The 15,192-nt window shown below is 68.3% G+C and carries 14 protein-coding genes and 3 pseudogenes; 8 read left to right on the plus strand and 9 right to left on the minus strand.

What is annotated here, in order from left to right:
• Positions 1-252 precede the first annotated feature (252 nt).
• On the plus strand, positions 253-501 hold the full coding sequence (locus L0P92_RS25285) for a hypothetical protein (protein WP_234765288.1): 249 nt from the start codon (positions 253-255) through the stop codon (positions 499-501).
• Between the two features lie 486 nt (positions 502-987).
• Here L0P92_RS25285 and L0P92_RS25290 read toward each other — a convergent pair whose 3' ends face one another.
• Positions 988-1,425, minus strand: coding sequence for a hypothetical protein (locus L0P92_RS25290; RefSeq protein WP_234765289.1), 438 nt, complete (start codon positions 1,423-1,425; stop codon positions 988-990).
• Positions 1,392-1,880 carry a hypothetical protein gene (locus L0P92_RS25295; protein ID WP_234765290.1) on the minus strand — a complete coding sequence of 163 codons (489 nt, stop codon included), beginning with the start codon at positions 1,878-1,880 and terminating at the stop codon, positions 1,392-1,394. Before L0P92_RS25295 ends, L0P92_RS25290 begins: the two co-directional genes overlap by 34 nt.
• Before the next feature lie 788 nt (positions 1,881-2,668).
• Here L0P92_RS25295 and L0P92_RS25300 point away from each other — a divergent pair.
• Entirely contained in the window at positions 2,669-3,061 is a 393-nt protein-coding gene (locus L0P92_RS25300; RefSeq protein WP_234765291.1) for a hypothetical protein, read from the plus strand.
• A gap of 307 nt (positions 3,062-3,368) precedes the next feature.
• Positions 3,369-3,847 (plus strand): annotated as a pseudogene (locus L0P92_RS25305) (transposase family protein).
• Between the two features lie 14 nt (positions 3,848-3,861).
• Here L0P92_RS25305 and L0P92_RS25310 read toward each other — a convergent pair.
• Both L0P92_RS25310 and L0P92_RS25315 read right to left on the minus strand, forming a co-directional pair.
• Positions 3,862-4,043 (minus strand): annotated as a pseudogene (locus L0P92_RS25310) (IS5 family transposase); the annotation flags it as partial.
• A 116-nt stretch (positions 4,044-4,159) separates the two neighbouring features.
• The gene (locus L0P92_RS25315; RefSeq protein ID WP_234765292.1) at positions 4,160-4,642 is read right to left on the minus strand and encodes a hypothetical protein; all 483 of its coding nucleotides are present in this window, start codon (positions 4,640-4,642) and stop codon (positions 4,160-4,162) included.
• Positions 4,643-5,253: 611 nt separating this feature from the next.
• On the opposite strand from L0P92_RS25315, the gene L0P92_RS25320 reads away from it, so the two are divergent.
• Positions 5,254-5,577: a hypothetical protein gene (locus L0P92_RS25320; protein ID WP_234765293.1), complete on the plus strand. Its 324-nt coding sequence runs from the start codon at positions 5,254-5,256 to the stop codon at positions 5,575-5,577.
• Positions 5,578-5,651: 74 nt separating this feature from the next.
• Here L0P92_RS25320 and L0P92_RS25325 read toward each other — a convergent pair whose 3' ends face one another.
• Positions 5,652-6,407: a class I SAM-dependent methyltransferase gene (locus tag L0P92_RS25325; protein ID WP_234765317.1), complete on the minus strand. Its 756-nt coding sequence runs from the start codon at positions 6,405-6,407 to the stop codon at positions 5,652-5,654.
• A 150-nt stretch (positions 6,408-6,557) separates the two neighbouring features.
• On the opposite strand from L0P92_RS25325, the pseudogene L0P92_RS25330 reads away from it, so the two are divergent.
• Positions 6,558-7,204, plus strand: a pseudogene (locus L0P92_RS25330) (IS5 family transposase); the annotation flags it as partial.
• Positions 7,205-7,271: 67 nt separating this feature from the next.
• On the opposite strand, the gene L0P92_RS25335 reads toward L0P92_RS25330, so the two are convergent.
• Positions 7,272-9,542 carry an MMPL family transporter gene (locus L0P92_RS25335; RefSeq protein ID WP_234765294.1) on the minus strand — a complete coding sequence of 757 codons (2,271 nt, stop codon included), beginning with the start codon at positions 9,540-9,542 and terminating at the stop codon, positions 7,272-7,274.
• 176 nt (positions 9,543-9,718) lie between these two features.
• On the opposite strand from L0P92_RS25335, the gene L0P92_RS25340 reads away from it, so the two are divergent.
• The 3 genes from L0P92_RS25340 (at position 9,719) to L0P92_RS25350 (ending at position 12,450) form a co-directional block, all read left to right on the plus strand.
• Complete coding sequence (locus L0P92_RS25340) at positions 9,719-10,891, plus strand: sensor histidine kinase (protein ID WP_234765295.1); 1,173 nt, start codon at positions 9,719-9,721, stop codon at positions 10,889-10,891.
• Positions 10,866-11,528 (plus strand): response regulator, encoded by a 663-nt coding sequence (locus L0P92_RS25345; protein ID WP_234765296.1) that lies wholly within the window; start codon positions 10,866-10,868, stop codon positions 11,526-11,528. Before L0P92_RS25340 ends, L0P92_RS25345 begins: the two co-directional genes overlap by 26 nt.
• A gap of 385 nt (positions 11,529-11,913) precedes the next feature.
• Entirely contained in the window at positions 11,914-12,450 is a 537-nt protein-coding gene (locus L0P92_RS25350) for a hypothetical protein (RefSeq protein WP_234765297.1), read from the plus strand.
• On the opposite strand, the gene L0P92_RS25355 is transcribed toward L0P92_RS25350, so the two are convergent.
• The 3 genes from L0P92_RS25355 to L0P92_RS25365 all read right to left on the minus strand — a co-directional run bounded on the left by L0P92_RS25355 (position 12,407) and on the right by L0P92_RS25365 (position 15,180).
• The gene (locus L0P92_RS25355; RefSeq protein ID WP_234765298.1) at positions 12,407-13,198 is read right to left on the minus strand and encodes an IS5 family transposase; all 792 of its coding nucleotides are present in this window, start codon (positions 13,196-13,198) and stop codon (positions 12,407-12,409) included. The genes L0P92_RS25350 and L0P92_RS25355 overlap by 44 nt on opposite strands.
• A 317-nt stretch (positions 13,199-13,515) precedes the next feature.
• Positions 13,516-14,100 carry a hypothetical protein gene (locus L0P92_RS25360; RefSeq protein ID WP_234765299.1) on the minus strand — a complete coding sequence of 195 codons (585 nt, stop codon included), beginning with the start codon at positions 14,098-14,100 and terminating at the stop codon, positions 13,516-13,518.
• Positions 14,101-14,205: 105 nt separating this feature from the next.
• Entirely contained in the window at positions 14,206-15,180 is a 975-nt protein-coding gene (locus L0P92_RS25365) for a polyprenyl synthetase family protein (RefSeq protein ID WP_234765300.1), read from the minus strand.
• Positions 15,181-15,192 lie beyond the last annotated feature (12 nt).

The raw sequence follows: 15,192 nt of genomic DNA on the forward strand, positions 1-15,192 counted from the left end.
ATCGGACCTGTGTTCTCCCATCTGCCGAGGCGATCATGCCTGGCTTCAGGGCCGCTACAAAATCCGGTTCAGCTCACTCCAGCCACCCGTCACGACGTGGGCCGCGTCCTCGCGACCGGCGAGGCATACGACCGTCCCGCCCACCATAAGGTCGGCACCAAGCCCCGCCGTGGGAGCGACACTGACACCGTTGGCGGAGCCCCGTAGCCTGCTTTGACGCAGAGCGGCGTGATTTTTTGGCGGGAGACCCTGATGACAGGCGGCAGCAGGTCCAGCACGGATATCAGAGGCGGCCACATCGGACTGGTCGTCACGATCATTGCCTTGGTCGTCATTGCCCGTTTTTCCGGCCCTCGCTGGACTTTGATCGTCGCGGAGTGCTTCACCGCTTGGTTCAGCCTCGCGCTGACCGTCATCCGCATCAGGGGCGGACACGGCGGAGTAGCCCTTCGACGGGCCTACGTCGCCACTTTCGGCTGGGGCGACCACGTCACCCCCTGACGGGGTTGAACGACAAGCTAGGTGAGTGTTCTTGAACGCTGGCCGTGAGGTGTGTACGGCTGGATGATCTGGCTCGTGGCGGCTGACGGGACCGCTCGGAGGTACTGCGGGGAGCGCGGTGATCCGCTGCCGGTGTCGATGGCAGCGCAGGCACTGTTCTGCTCGGGTCGGTGCAGGTCACTGCAGTGGCGGAGCCTGCAACGGACCCGACAGCGGGTGATTGCGATGCAGCGGGGCAAGCGGGCGGAGTGCCCGGTGTGCGGCCGGTGGTGGAGCGGGCGAAGTCGGCGGTGTACTGCTCGGACCGCTGCCGGGTACGGGCCTGCCGCCAGCGGCAGGCGTCACGCAACGGTCGTAGGTGTCTGGCAGTCGGCCTGCCAGCTACCGGACATCGACTTGATGCCTTGTCCTTGACAGCGCGAAGTGTCTGCGGTGGTGTTCCGGCTCAATCGTCCAAGATCCAGAGTGGGCCATGGTTCCGTGGTACTACAACAGCGGCGGGGCCGGTGCGGCCTTCCGTTCCCGGTACCGGCACAGCGCTTTCTCGACTGTCAGCCGGCCCCAACTCTCGCCGTCGACTGCCGCCAACCACGCCGCGGCGTGGGCGGCCACGGTCTCGCCGTCCTCGGGAGCGAGTTCGAGCCGGTCGAGCAGAACGGGCAGGACGTTGGAGGCATCGGGATGGGTGCCGTACGAGCCCAGCCATTCCAGCGCTCGGCGGGTGGCACCTGCCCGGTACGAGTTGTTCACCATCGGGTTGCCGAGCACCGATCCCAGGAGCTGGCCCAGGCTTCTGGGATCGGTTTGGTTGATCCAGTGCGCGGCCCACTCCAAAGCCTCCAGAGCGCCGGCGAGCTGGTCGGCCCGGAGGTCGTCGAACCCGGCCAGGGTCAGGGTGTTGTCGTCGGCGGCTTCGAGGCGCATGCCGGCCAGGACCGGTGTGGGCGGGTTGTCGGGGACCGGATGTCCGGCTGCTCGGCCGTGGCGGGCTCGTAGGCGAGGCTCGCGAGGGCTTCTGCCAGGGCCTGGATCGTCCGGTCACGGTCGCTGTGGTCGTCGACCGGAGCGTCTGTGGACTCCTCCTCCGGCGGCGCCGCCCACAGGACTTCGACGGTGTCGACGTCCAGCCGGATGCGGCCGTCGGCGGTGTCGGGGAGGGGGAGGTGGCCGGTGACGCGCAGCAGGTCGCTGGGCTTGCACTCGGTGAGCAGCGTGTACGCGAGGTCCGGCTGGCTGGTGGTGCAGGGGATGACCTCCTCCTGCGCCTCGCAGTCGGCGGGGGAGGAGATCAGCCGCCAGGAGGCGGTGCCGGCGGCGTCGCCGGGCTCGGCCGCGGTGTCGAGGTAGCCGGTGAGGGCGAGCGGTATGCGCTCGATCATCGTGTCGCCCTCCTCCTGCGTACGGTGGCCTGGCGGCGCAGCGCGCGCGGCAGGGAGCTGACGGACCTGCGGTGCCGGGCTCGTGTGCGGGCCTGGTCACGGGCGTCGGCGAGGCTGCACCCGTCGCATGGCTCGGTGCCGGCGGCTTCGTGGCAAGCGGTGGCCTTCCACGGTGCCGTGCGGGGCGGTGATGCCGAGGGCGGCGGCGAGCCGGGACAGGGTGTCGCAGCGTGCCCAACTCGCCGCCATCCTCGGGCAGCAGCACGACTGAGTGAGCGCACGGGCTCGGCCATCGGGAAGAATCGACTGCTCTGGACTGACGCCACGGGCAGCAGCGGCCAGGACTGGAGAGCGGCTTTCTGCATCCAGTGACACTTGCTGATCGGCGTCGTTGTACCTCTCGTGGGGGAGAGCGATGCCCGGTGCTGCCAGGTACGTCGGCACGACTTCAGCCGGTCCTATGCAGGCCTTAATGAGCTGCTGCCTGGTGGCACGCTGAATCTGGTCGGGAGAGCAAGCTGATGTCCCGCCAGGAGGGAGCCTCGGTCCGCGTCATCCGCGCACGACTCGCGAGGCGGCGAAATCCAGCACTACGCAGCATCCGTTCCAAGGCGGAACCGCCCAGGCGTGGGAACCGCGGCAGTCATGAATGGCTGACATCTTGGGGCACGTTCATCTCCGCGATCGCAGCAGCCTTCGGCTTGGCGGTCAGCGGCGTCGCCTCCTACGCAGCCTGGCAGGCCATCCAAGACGGACGCGAGAATGAGCTCCGTGCGCAGGCTTCGCTCGTGACCGTTTGGAGCGATCCCCGCAGATACGGGGGAGGGGCTGTGCATGTGGTGAACAGGTCATTCGATGCTGTTTCTCTCTGGGCCCTCCCATTCCGCACGCCCGACGGCAGGCAAAAGATCATCACCTCCTCGCTTCCGCCCTGCACCGAGCTGGCTTTTGTCCCCACCAAGATCCCCAACATCTCAGTCACAACGAGCGTGCCGAGCAGCAGCTTCATGTTCTATGACCGGTCTGGGACGCCCTGGGAAAGGCTCCCTTGGGGACTCTTTGAGGCGGATAAGGAGACTGTTGATGAAATCATGAGCCGTCCCGGAACACGGACGACCCTCGATGAGATCAAGCAAGCGGGTGGCAGCATAAAGGCCGCACAGGAGTGCGGGAACGGATGACCTGGCGCATCTGCATCCATCAGGAGTGTCCGAGCCTCAGCCGTCCAGGTGATGCTGAGGGTATCGAGACCCGCCGTGACCCCGAAGTTCACCAGCAGACGCTCGCCCGAGAGGAAGCCGAAGTCCCGCATCCGGGCGGACGCACGAGTGGCGCAGCGTCGGTGTATGGCCGCAACGGCCAGCCTTATGCCCAGCTCGCGGCCGGTTTCGGGGACGGCACCACCACCTCTACCGGTACGTCAACGAGGCCGTCGAGCTCCTGGCCGCCCTGGCCTCCACGCTCGCCGACGCCGTGCGGGCCGCGTCGATGAAGGCGTATCTGACCCTGGACGGGACGCTTCTGCCGATCCACCGGATCGCCGCCGACCGTCCCTTCTACTCGGGCAAACACAAGAAGCACGGCATGAATGTGCAGGTCATAGCCGACCCGAAGGGTCGTCTCCTGTGGGCTTCACCGGCCTTGGCCGGTGCCGTCCATGACGTCCGGGCCGCACGCGAGCACGGCATCATCGACGCCCTCGCAAAGGCCGGCATCACCTGCTGGGCGGACAAGGGCTACCAGGGCGCAGGTGGCACGGTCCGTCTCCCTTACGCGGTCAATGGGACTGCCTCTCCACGGGTCAGCATGCCGTCAACCGGTCCCATGCGAAGGTCCGGGCACTGGTCGAGCAGGCCATCGCCACCCTCAAGTCCTGGCGGCTCCTCCGCAAGCTCCGCTGCTCGACGACCCGGATCACGAGCCTCGTCCATGCTGTCCTCACCCTCCATCTGGCGAGCTCAGACTGAGGATGGAAGAGCTCAGTGGTCTCGCCGGTGAGTCGGCGGGCCATGAGGTCGGTCATGGCGAGGTGGATCATGGCTTCGGAGCGGGCCGGGAGGATCTCGTAGTCGCGGGCCCGCGGTGGAGCATCAGCCAGCCGTAGGTTCGCTCGACCGTCCACCGCTTCGGGATCGGGGTGAAGCCCCTGGTCCCAGGGGTGCGTTGGTCATGGACCCTCGTTGCGTGGACAGGGTCTGTCAAACGAACGTCTTTCAGTCCCTGGCGGGCCCGCGTGCTCCAGTCGATGTGCCCACAGAGCCCCTGGTGGGCGGCCTGCTTCAGGCCGGGCGTTCGGTGGTGAGGGTGATGCGGCCGTCTGTCCAGGCGGGTAGGCACCGGGCGAGTTTCTTCAGTGACGGGCCCCGTACGTGGTGCAGATGCACCACGAGTCTCGTGCCGAACAGCGTCTGGAAGTGGGCTCCGAGGCCCCGGCCAGTGCCAGTGAACATTTCGTCGGCCGGGACGTCGGGCTGTGGTGGTTCGTTGATCCGGTACACGCACAGGGCCTGTCGGTCCGGGACCGGTCCGGGGAGAACAGCGACCGCTCGGACCGCCGGCCAGCCCAGTTTGATCACGGGGACGTATCCGAATGCCTGGTGGTACGCGACTCCTTCGGGATGGAAACGGACAGCCGGGTCGTCGGGGCGGGCCGGTGTGGGCCCGCCCGTGTACGCGCGGATCGTGGTCAGCAGCGTGCTTCCGGGCCGGTAGAAGAGTGACTGCCGGTAGAGCTCTCGGTAGTGCGATGACTCGTGACCCACCTCGCGACTCCTTCACAGGCTCGTTCGTAGGGCTGATAGTCGCATGAGCTGGTCGCCGGAGGTGCGTGCTGGAACGGGCCGCTCGTGATCGTTGGAGACGGTTCTCTTGGTCGAAAACCCATCTACCAGGGGCTTCACCCGTCCGTGAGGCCAACTGCCCGGCCGACGCGGGAGGTTGGACAGGGTTCAGTGTTCCTTCCTCGCGGGTACTCGTGGGTATCACGCGGTTACCCTTGATGAGGTCTTCAAGGTTTTCATTGATGGATGCCACGAAGAGGTCCTGGATGTGGGCCTGCTTACTCAAGTCGTATCTCTGGTCAATACGTATTGTGGGACCTCGCTTGATCCCTCCGAAGTCGCCTGGTGGCGGATGGTTTTCGAGCAGTACCGACGCCGAGAGCGAAGAGAACTGCTCAGAAGGTTGTAACAAGCCTTCGCCAGCCTGGCTGTTCAGAAGGAACGGCAGGATGGTTCTGGCGGTAGTTGGTGACGTCAGTTGTTCGTGAAAGCTGACGGCACCAGATGATGGCCCAGAAGGATGTTCGCGAATTCTGACGTCACCATCGGGGTTGCGTGTCAAGCTGGATGTGCTCAGTAAAGGAGCACCCCCGATGCCGCCTGGCCAGTCGGAGGTCGAGTTGTACGCCGCGCTGCGGCGCGACTCCCGCGATGGCATGTCGAACCGGGCGTTGCAGTGCACGTACGGCGTCACCTGGAGCACGGTCAACAAGGCCCTGACCTCGGCTTGGCCGCGGCCACGCACGACAACCGCTTCGGTGCGGCCGTCGAAGCTGGATCCGTTCACGCTGCTGATCGCCGAGATCCTGCTCATTGATCTGGACGCGACCAGGAAACAGCGCCACACCGTCACCCCGGATCTACCGCCGTCTGATCGACGAGCACTCCTCGTCCGAGGCGTTGCGTCGGTCACTTGAACCCGCACCGATGAGAGGGCGCAAGCGTCCTGCGAGCAACCGCCCGGTCCGGCCAGGGACTGAGAGTCCGGTGTTTATGCCCTGCTCGCGACCACCATGTAGTTCTCGGCCTCAAGATCGAACGTGCTCAGTTCCGTCTGGAGTCCGACCCGGCGCAGCTCGACTTCGAGTTCCTCGTACCGGTAGGGCCAGCAGGACAGCACTTCCGAGCGGACAAGAACCAACCCGGTCGCATCAACCTGCGCAATCGCAATCTCGACATGGTGCTCCTCCTCCCAATGCGCCGCAATCTCCCAGCGGTAGACCACGACAGCATCGCGACCGTTCCGGCGGACGAGTCGGTCACCGATCTCCAGCCGGGAACCTCTGGCCCTCACGACTTCCCAAGTGCGGGACGTGAGTACCAAGCGCCCGCCGGGGCGCAGAAGCCGTGACATCGACTCCAGAGCAGCACCCCTCCCTGTCGCGCCCGCGGCATGGTGAAGCGAGTTGCCAACGCAGAACACCATGTCGAACGTGTTGTCCTGGAAATGACCGGGCAACTCCTCCCAGCTCGCCCGTACGGCCCGGACGGATGCCCCGAACTCCTCAGACAACTCTGCAGTCCGGCGAACCATCGCCTCGCTGGCGTCAGTTGCGACAACCTGCATGCCACGACCGGCGAGGCCAACCGCCAACTGTCCGGTTCCACACGAACAGTCCAGGACATGAGCCTTCGACGGCAGGAGATCGAGGACGTCGTCGAACGACGCAGCAAACTCGGCCGGAGGCAACTTTGCATCCGAGATGAGCCATTCGTACACCTCGGCAAGCACGCCATAACCAGTCACAACCACTACCTCCGTCACGCGGCAGACTCACGGTAGGACGCCACTCCATCAGCGGAGCAAGCCGGGCACCAATGGATTTCGCAAGGATGCCTCTGACCGTGTTTGCGGGTTGTCAGTTGTCCGTCTGAGTGAATGTCACCGGCTGGTTAGCAGAAAGCCGCGGCCGAGGAGGAGAAGGCCAGGTCAAAGGGGGCGGCCTCGAAGAGCGAAACGGGCAAGAGGCCGAAATTGATCCCGCGTTGGAAGAACGACGATGCATCCGGCGTGGGCGGAAACTCCGGCTGATGGCCGCCCTCCTCGGACGTTGCACAGAGGCGGGCGGGCAGTCCAGCAGGGTCCACGTCGCCGCCGACCGCAAGTGCCGCCCGCTGGCGTTCATCCTGACCACAGGCCAGGCAGCGGACAGCCCGCAGTTCATTCCCGTCCTGAAGAAGGTACGGGTGCGCGGGCCCGTCGGCCGACCCCGCATCCGGCCGGACGCGGTCGCCGGGGACAAGGCGTAGTCGTCCCGCGGAAACCGCGCCCACCTGCGCAAACGCCGTATCAAGGCGGTCATCCCGGAGAAGAAGGACCAGGCCGCCAACCGGAAGAAGAAGGGTTCCAGAGGTGGCCGACCCGTCAGCCACGACGCCGATCTCTGCAAGGAGCGGAACACCGTCGAACGCCTGATCAACAAGCTCAGATCATGGCGAGGCATCGCCACCCGATACGACAAGAGTCCCGACAGCTGCCTCGCCGGTCTTCACCTGCGCGCCTCGATGATCTGGATCAAGGACCTCACCAGGATCACCCGGTGATCACGACTCGATATGCCCCGAGGTGACGCGCTGAGGTGCCGGAGGTCAAGGGCGGGCAGGAGTTGAGTCAACGGTCGACCAGTCGTGGACGCGGGGCCTCACCCGTGGATTCCGTGTCGGTGTCGTCGGTGCCGACCGGGCCGCGGGGAAGCGTCCGGTCCAGCCACTTCGGCAGCCACCAGTTGGTCCGGCCGAGGAGTGTCATGGTCGCCGGTACCAGCACCATGCGTACGACCGTGGCGTCGATGAAGATCGCGGTGGCCAGGCCGAGCCCGAACATTTTGGTGGAGGGGTCCTCGGCGACGGCGAAGGACAGGAAGACCGCCACCATGATGAGGGCGGCCGAGGTGATGATCCGGGCGGTGCCCGAGACGCCCTCAACGATCGCCGTGCCGTTGTCGCCGGTGCGCAGGTACTCCTCGCGTACGCGGGAGAGGAGGAACACCTCGTAGTCCATCGACAGGCCGAACAGGATGGCGAAGAGGAACATCGGGATGAACGACACGATCGGAACCGTCGCTTCCAGCCCGATGAGTGCGCCTCCCCAGCCCCATTGGAAGACCGCGACCATGATGCCGTAGGCCGCGCCGATGCTCAGCAGATTCAGCAGTACCGCCTTGAGCGGTACCAGCATCGAGCGGAAGACCAGCATCAGCAGCAGGAACGACATCGCCAGCACGGCGGCGACGAACACCGGCAGGCGCTGGCTGGTGCGCCTGCCCACATCGGACAGGCTCGCGGCGGCGCCGCCGACGTGGGCCCTGGCCGGGCCGTGCCCGATCGCCGTGGGCAGCACGTCGGTGCGCAGCCGGGCGATGGTGTCGGCGGTGGCCTTGTCCTGAGGGCTGGTGGCCGGGAACACCACGAGGGTCGCGATGCCGGTGGCCCGATCGATGTGCGTCGGCGCGACGGATGCGATGCCCGGATCCGCCGCGACCGCCCCGACGAGTCGGTCCAGCACTCCCGGATCACCGGTGGGGTCCGCGGCGATGACGAGGGGACCGTTGGTGCCCGGGCCGAACCCCTCGGCGACGAGGTCGTAGGCCCGGCGCTCGGTTCGGCTCTGGGGCAGTGAGCCGTCGCCGGGCAGGCCGACGCGCAGGCCGAGCACGGGCAGCGTCGCGGTCAGCAGCAGCCCCGCCGCGCCGACCGCGTACGGCACCGGGTGCCGGCTGACGTGCCCGATCCAGCGCCGCCACCCGGCGGCGTGGGCGGCGTCTGCTGCCAGGTCCCGCCGCCGAGCGAGTCGGCCCAACTTCCCGGTCCGCAGAGCCCGGCCGACCCGGCCCGCCCGGGCCAGGCGTGGGCCGGCGGCGCCGAGGAAGGCCGGCAGCAGCGTCACCGACGCGAGCACCATCGTCAGGACGACGATCGAGACGGCGAGCCCGCCCACCGTCATGAACGGTACGTTCGCGACCGCCAGGCCGAGGATCGATACGACGACGGTGCCGCCGGCGAAGACCACCGGCCGCCCCGCCGTGGCCACCGCTCGTCCGGCCGCCTCGTGGGGGTCGAGCCCGCGCGCGAGGTACTCCCGGTGCCTGGCGAGCACGAACAGCGCGTAGTCGATGCCCACTCCGAGCCCGACCATGCTGCCCAGGACCGGCGCGAAGGTGGGGACGTCCGTGACCCCCGCCAGTACCGTCATCGTGGCGACCCCGACGGTCAGTGCGAAGACCGCCATGCCGATCGGCAGCGCGGCGGCGACGAGCGAACCGAACGCCAGGAACAGGATCGCGGCCGCGGCGAGGAGGCCGATCAACTCGCTCGCGCCGCCGTCGGGGTCGGAGAAGGCGTAGAAGAGGTTCCCGCCCATCTCGATGCGCAGGGGCAGTTCGGCGCGCAGCCGGTCGCCGAGATCGACGAGGGCGTCGAGGTCTTCGGTCGACAGTCGGCTCTGGTCGGGGTACTGCACCCGGACGACCGCGATCCGCCCGTCGGCCGAGGCGAGGCCGCCGCGCACGGCGGTGTCGCCGCCTGCGTCGAGTGCCCCCGCAGGGTCGCTCGTGCCGAGCACGTGCGGCAGCCGCTGCACCTCGGTCTGCAGCCGCGTGAGAGCGGTGCGCGCGCTGTCGTGGTCGAAGAACGTCGCAGCGCCGTCGAGGGGGGTGACGACCACTTGGGCGGTCATCCCCTCCTGGCCGGTGCCGGCCCGCTCGATCAGTTCCGCGGCCCGCTGGGAGTCCAGTCCCGGAGCGGTCATCGAATCCGCATTCCGCCCGCCGAAGGCGACGGCGGCGAGGACGGCGAGCGTGGCGGCGACCAGCCATGCCGCGATCACCCGCCAGGGATGGCGGGCGGCGCCCCCGCCCAGGCGCAACAGGGCTTTCGAGAGCATCGGGTCCTCCAACCACCTCTTCGGCCGTCCTTGTACGGCCGCCGATGCGTAAGGCTCGTCGCCACGGCGCTCCGCGGCATCGCCTGGCCGGCCGCGGATCCGTCGGCCCCAAGTCGGAGTGAAGCCCCGTCCTTTCGGCCGATGCGCGGCACGGCGCGGTCCCTACGCTGAGAACCGTGCTGCGAGACGACCTGCGAACCCTGTGGACCGAACCCCGGCCGCCCAACGCGCCCGCCCGGGTGCGGCGGGACTGGGCGCTGCTCGCCGCGGGCCTTGCCGGTGTGGCGCTGGAGGCCACCCTGCGTGAGAACGTCGTGTGGCGGCCGGTGGCGGTGGTGTTCGCCGTATGGCTGTGCCTGCTGCCCCTGTGGCGCCGGACCCGCCCGCTGGCGATGGTCACGCTGGCGTTCGGCTCGGTGATGCTGCTCCAGGTGGCCTGGCTCGTCGCCGCACCGCGCGAGCCCGTCGGCCTGGACACCGGCGCGGTCGTGTTCGTGCTGGTGTACGCGTTGCTCCGGTGGGGATCGGGACGCGAGATCGTGCTGGGCGGCGCGGTGATCCTCGCGGTCGGCGCACTGTGTGTCGTCACGTACGAGAGCCCGGTCGTCGAAAAGGTCGTGGGCTTCGTCTTCCTGCTGCTGCCCGGCGTGGTCGGGGCTGCCGTGCGGTTCTGGGTGACCGCTCGCGAGCGGCAGTTGGACCAGGTGCGCTCCCGCGAGCGCGAGCAGCTCGCCCGGGAGCTGCACGACACGGTGGCCCACCACGTGTCGGCCATGGTGATCATCGCCCAGGCGGGCCGGGTGCTCGCGGGCGCCGACCCGTCCGCCGCCGTCGAGGCGCTGGAGGGGGTCGAGGAGGAAGGGGCGCGCACGCTGGAGGAAATGCGCGCCATGGTCGCCGCGCTGCGCGACCGCGGGGTCGGCGCCGAGCTGGCGCCGCCTGCCGGCGTCGCGGATCTGGAGCGCCTGGTGCGCACCCCGGGTGGTCGCCTCAGGGTCGACCTGGGGCTCGACGGTGAACTGGACACGCTGCCCCCGGCCGTGGACGCGGCCGTCTACCGGATCGTGCAGGAGTCGGTGACCAACGCGCTGCGCCATGCGGTCGACGCGACCGAGCTCGTCGTTCGGGTCGCCGCGGAACGGCACACGGTACGGGTGAGCGTGCGCGACAACGGCCGGCGCACCGGCCGGGGCCGCGACGGATACGGGCTTACCGGACTGCGCGAGCGCGCGACCCTGCTCGGCGGCACACTACGGGCTGGCCCGGGTACCGACCGGGGCTGGCATGTCGAAGCCGAACTGCCGAGAGCGAGGAGCGAGAGCGGTGTCCATTCGCGTCCTCGTCGCTGACGACCAGACGATCATCCGCACCGGGTTGCGGATCATGCTGAACGCCCAGCCCGGCATCGAGGTGGTCGGCGAGGCCGCCGACGGACACGAAGCGGTACGTCTGGCCCGCGAACTGCGCCCCGACGTCTGCCTGTTCGACATCCGCATGCCCGTACTCGACGGGCTCGAGGCCACCCGGCTGGTCGCCGGCCCGGGCGTCGCCGACCCGCTGGCCGTGGTCGTCATCACCACGTTCGACCTCGACGAGTACGTCTACGGCTCACTGCGTGCGGGCGCCCGCGGATTCCTCCTGAAGGACACGGGACCGGACCTTCTGGCGCAGGCCGTACGGTCGGCGTCCGACGGTGAGGCGCTCATCGCGCCCAGCGTCACCGTCCGTCTGCTCCAGGCGTTCGCGGACCTGCCCGCCGGCCGGCCCGCGGCCCAGCCGGTTTCCCCCGTCACCGCCCGCGAGGAGGAGGTGCTCCTGGCCGTCGCCCGCGGGCTGACCAACACCGAGATCGCCGACGCACTGCACATCAGCCTCAGCACGGTGAAGACGCATCTGGCGAGCCTGATGGCCAAACTCGGCGCCCGCAACCGGGTCGAGATCGCGATGTGGGCCTACGAGACGCGCCGTATCCTCCCCGGAACCTGAGCCGGGTGCCGGGTCATGTCCCATGAGCCCCCGCCCGGACATCAGTGCACCGGTCGGCTCACGTCGGCTCCACGTGCCTCACCTGCCCCAGAGCGTGACGTATCAGGAGGCCGGAACTGGGACGGTGAGATACCCGATATGACAAGCCTCCCGACAGCTACCTCGCCAGTCTCCACCTGCACGCCTCGATGATCTGGATCAAAGACCTCACCAGAACCACCCGGTGATCACGACTCGATACGCGCCCTAGTACGAGGCTGGCGGCTGGTCTCAGTGGCTGTTGTCGTTCCGAATCTGAGGGCGGCGTTTTCACTGGTCAGGCGTAGGGCGGGTGATTCGGTGGGAATGGTCGCGTGTCGTGTCGTCGCTCCCCGGGAGGTTGCAGATGCCGTCGGTCGTCGGGCTGCTGGAACAGCACGAACTCGCCGCTCGCCGTCGAGTCGACGGGTTGCGTGAGGAAGCTGATCGTGTCCAGGCTGAACTGGCCGCGGCCGAGGAGGAATGGCAGGAGTGGGCGATCGCCCGCAGGCGGGTGGGCACCGTCCTGGCTCCGGACAACGGCAACATCGCTGTTCAAGAGGCCGTCCATGGCTCACAGGACGCGGACACGCGCTCGGCGCCCGGGCAGGCGGCGAAACCGAAGTCGCAGGTGCCGGTGTGGCGTGAGGGGCTGGCCTGGTCGGTGCTGTCGGTCGACTATCAGCGCATCCTCACCGCGATCGCGGACCGGCACCGGCTCCATCAAGGCCCGCTGACCTGCCAGGAGTTGGCCGTGATCTTCGGCCTGGACGCGGTGCCGGCCAAGGTGGAGGCGCTGCGGTCGAAGGCGAAACGCCTGGTCTCACGGGGCTGGCTGGCCGAGCGGCAGCCGGGCCGGTTCACCCTCGCCCAAGGTGTGGCCGGGCAAGACGGCGCGTCATGAGCAGGGTCATCGACCAGTAGACCATCGCCTCGGCGCTGGCGGTGCGGCGTTCAAAGTCGCGCACCAGACGGCGGGTGCGCATCAGGTGGGCGAAGAACCGCTCGACGATCCACCGCTTGGGCAGCACCACAAAGCCGCGCATGTCGTCGCTGCGTTTGACGATCGCCAGGACCAGCGCGAGCGTGGTGAGACAGTGGGCAACGAGGCTGCCGGTGTAGCCGCCGTCGGCCCAGACCAGTTCCAGCCGGTGGTGCATGTCGGCGACCTTCCCGAGCAGTTCCTGGGCGGCGATGCGGTCGCCGGTGTCCGCGGCGGTAACGATCACGCCCAGCAGCAGACCGAGGGTGTCGACCACGACGTGCCGCTTGCGGCCGTTGATGAGTTTGCCGCCGTCGAAGCCGCGGCTGTCCGTGGCGACGACGGCGTCCGCCTTGACCGACTGCGAGTCGATCACACCGGCCGTCGGTGCCGCGTCGCGGCCCAGCGTTTCGCGGACCTGCCCGCGCAGCCGGTCGTGGAACTCCTTGACCAGGCCATGGTCGCGCCAGCGGCGGAAGAACGCATACACCCGGTCCCACGGCGGGAAGTCGACCGGCATGCCGCGCCACTTGATGCCGTTGTCCACGAGGTAGCGGATCGCGTCCAGCATCACGCGGTGGCAGTACGCCTCTGGCTGCCCGCCCCGCCCGCGCAGCCAGGCCGGCACCGGCAGCAGCGGCCGGACCGTGGCCCACTCCGCGTCCGTCATGTCCGACGGATACCGCCGAACACGTTCCGGGTGATCGGCTGCGTTTCCGAACCGGTGGGCGACACAATCACACGACGGAGACGCCGAGTTGAACTCCACCGGCGCGAACCCGTACAACTGCGGCAACAGGGCCTCCTGGATCTCGGTTGGCTCCGCAACCCCGGGCTGCCAAGAGGCCCTTCATGCCCGCGGCCGGTGCCGAACAGCCGATCGAGACGACCGTTCGACGCACGCCCCTTAAGATCGGAACGACAACAGCCGCTGAGCGACAAGTGTTGGCGGACCCGTCGGCAAAACCAGGGGCCAGGGCGCGGTGGCTACCAGGCGGTCTTGGCGGTGCTGTAGGAGGTGCGGCAGGTGGCGTCGGAGGCCGTAGTGGAAAGCTTGGTCATGGCCTCAATCCACACCTTCTTGACCACCTTTTCCAGGCCGCGGGTCGCCGCGGGGGTGTTCGGAGAGAACTTCTTGACCGTTCCCACAGTGGCGACGGTGAACTTGTTGCACACCGGCAGGGCGGCGTTGCGGTAGCGGTTGTCGAGTTCACCCGTCACGGCGGAGCTGTTGGCGGTGGCCCAGCTGTTCCACGCCGCACAGGCCGGCTGGGTGAGTTCGGCCCGCTCGGTCTCGGTCAGACTGCCCAGAGCGGCGACGGCGGCGTTCCAGAACTCGTCGGGGATGGCGTAGCGGGTGGTGGCGAACTGGTCCCCGGTCTTGAAGATCGCTTCCTTGCAGGCGAACGGCAGCGATGCCGCTTGCGTAAGGGCGGCCAGGAGCGGAGGGGATTTCACACTCTGAGCGGCCGAGGTGTCCTCCTGAGGGATGACAGTCACCGCCACCGCCAGGACACCGGCGGCCCCGGCCACGGCCAGAGCGGAGCGCTTGAGGCTGCGGGAGGTGTTCATGAGCGCAGGTCTCCTGTACGTGAGGGCTGAGCGGCCAGCCCGGTGCAGACCAGGAGCGGGGGCTGGAAACGGAGCATCAGCCACCGCGCCAGTCCCCGGCCGTACTCAGCGCTGACGGTCGGCTGCTGAGGTGGCCAGTTCGGCGAGGCGCAGGGCGTCCGGCAGGCCGGTGAGTGCAACGTGGGCTTGTTCGGCGCGGGAGGATGCCATCTGGGCCGCCTTGGTGAGGGCGCCGGTGCGTGTCAGCACGGCGAGGATGTCTCGGTGTGCGGTGACGGGGTCGGGGTCGCCGTGGAATACGGTGGTCAGGCGGTCGCGGTCGGCTTTGTCGGCCACTTCGTAGGCGAGCAGGACGGGCAGGGTGGGCTGCAGGTTGGCGACGTCGCTGATGGCTGTCTTGCCGGTGATCTGGTCTTCGGCGGTGTAGGGGAGCAGGTCGTCACGGATCTGGAAGGCCATGCCGAGGTGTTCTCCGTACGTGCGGAGGGCCCGGTCCTGCTCCGGGGTTGCTCCGGCCAGGATGGCGCCGGCCTGGCAGGCGGCACCGGTCAGCGCGGAGGTCTTGGCTTGCATGACGTTCAGGACGGTCGGTACCCCGCAGGTCAGGTCGCCGCGGATCTCGGTTTCGCGCATGATGCCCTGGCACATGTGGCGCAGCGCCTCGACGGTGACGCGTGCGGCGTGCAGTACGCGCTCGGCGGGGCCGCCACTGAGCAGGGCCGCGATTCCGGCCATCGACAGTCCGTCGCCTGCTACCAGAGCCTCGGCGATACCGTACTGCTGGGCGGTGGAGGCCCGCCCGCGGCGTACCGGGTCCTGATCGACGATGTCGTCGTGGATGAGGCTCGCGACGTGCAGGCATTCGATGCCGGCGGCGAAGGCCAGCACCTGGTCGGCGGTGCCGCCGACGGCTTTGGCCGACTCCATGCACAGGATGGGGCGCAGGAGCTTGCCCGGGGGGAACAGAGCGTCCAGGCAGGCCAGCTCCAGCAGGCTGTCGCCGCTGCCCACCCAGCGCAGCAACTCGGCCTCCAAGAGCGGAATGTGCGTGCCGTCGGCTGAGGTCACGGCTACGGACATGACGAGTCCTCT

Origin of the sequence: Streptomyces muensis (genome assembly GCF_021474425.1) — a bacterium.
Classification (GTDB): Bacteria; Actinomycetota; Actinomycetes; order Streptomycetales; family Streptomycetaceae; genus Streptomyces; species Streptomyces muensis.

What these genes read in the sequence shown, in the direction of transcription:
- L0P92_RS25355 (WP_234765298.1), bottom strand. Translation starts at nt 13,198, where the DNA reads ATGACGGACGCGGAGTGGGCCACGGTCCGGCCGCTGCTGCCGGTGCCG.
- L0P92_RS25320 (WP_234765293.1), top strand. Translation starts at nt 5,254, where the DNA reads ATGCCGCCTGGCCAGTCGGAGGTCGAGTTGTACGCCGCGCTGCGGCGC.
- L0P92_RS25295 (WP_234765290.1), bottom strand. Translation starts at nt 1,880, where the DNA reads ATGATCGAGCGCATACCGCTCGCCCTCACCGGCTACCTCGACACCGCG.
- L0P92_RS25350 (WP_234765297.1), top strand. Translation starts at nt 11,914, where the DNA reads ATGCCGTCGGTCGTCGGGCTGCTGGAACAGCACGAACTCGCCGCTCGC.
- L0P92_RS25285 (WP_234765288.1), top strand. Translation starts at nt 253, where the DNA reads ATGACAGGCGGCAGCAGGTCCAGCACGGATATCAGAGGCGGCCACATC.
- L0P92_RS25360 (WP_234765299.1), bottom strand. Translation starts at nt 14,100, where the DNA reads ATGAACACCTCCCGCAGCCTCAAGCGCTCCGCTCTGGCCGTGGCCGGG.
- L0P92_RS25365 (WP_234765300.1), bottom strand. Translation starts at nt 15,180, where the DNA reads ATGTCCGTAGCCGTGACCTCAGCCGACGGCACGCACATTCCGCTCTTG.
- L0P92_RS25335 (WP_234765294.1), bottom strand. Translation starts at nt 9,542, where the DNA reads ATGCTCTCGAAAGCCCTGTTGCGCCTGGGCGGGGGCGCCGCCCGCCAT.
- L0P92_RS25290 (WP_234765289.1), bottom strand. Translation starts at nt 1,425, where the DNA reads ATGCGCCTCGAAGCCGCCGACGACAACACCCTGACCCTGGCCGGGTTC.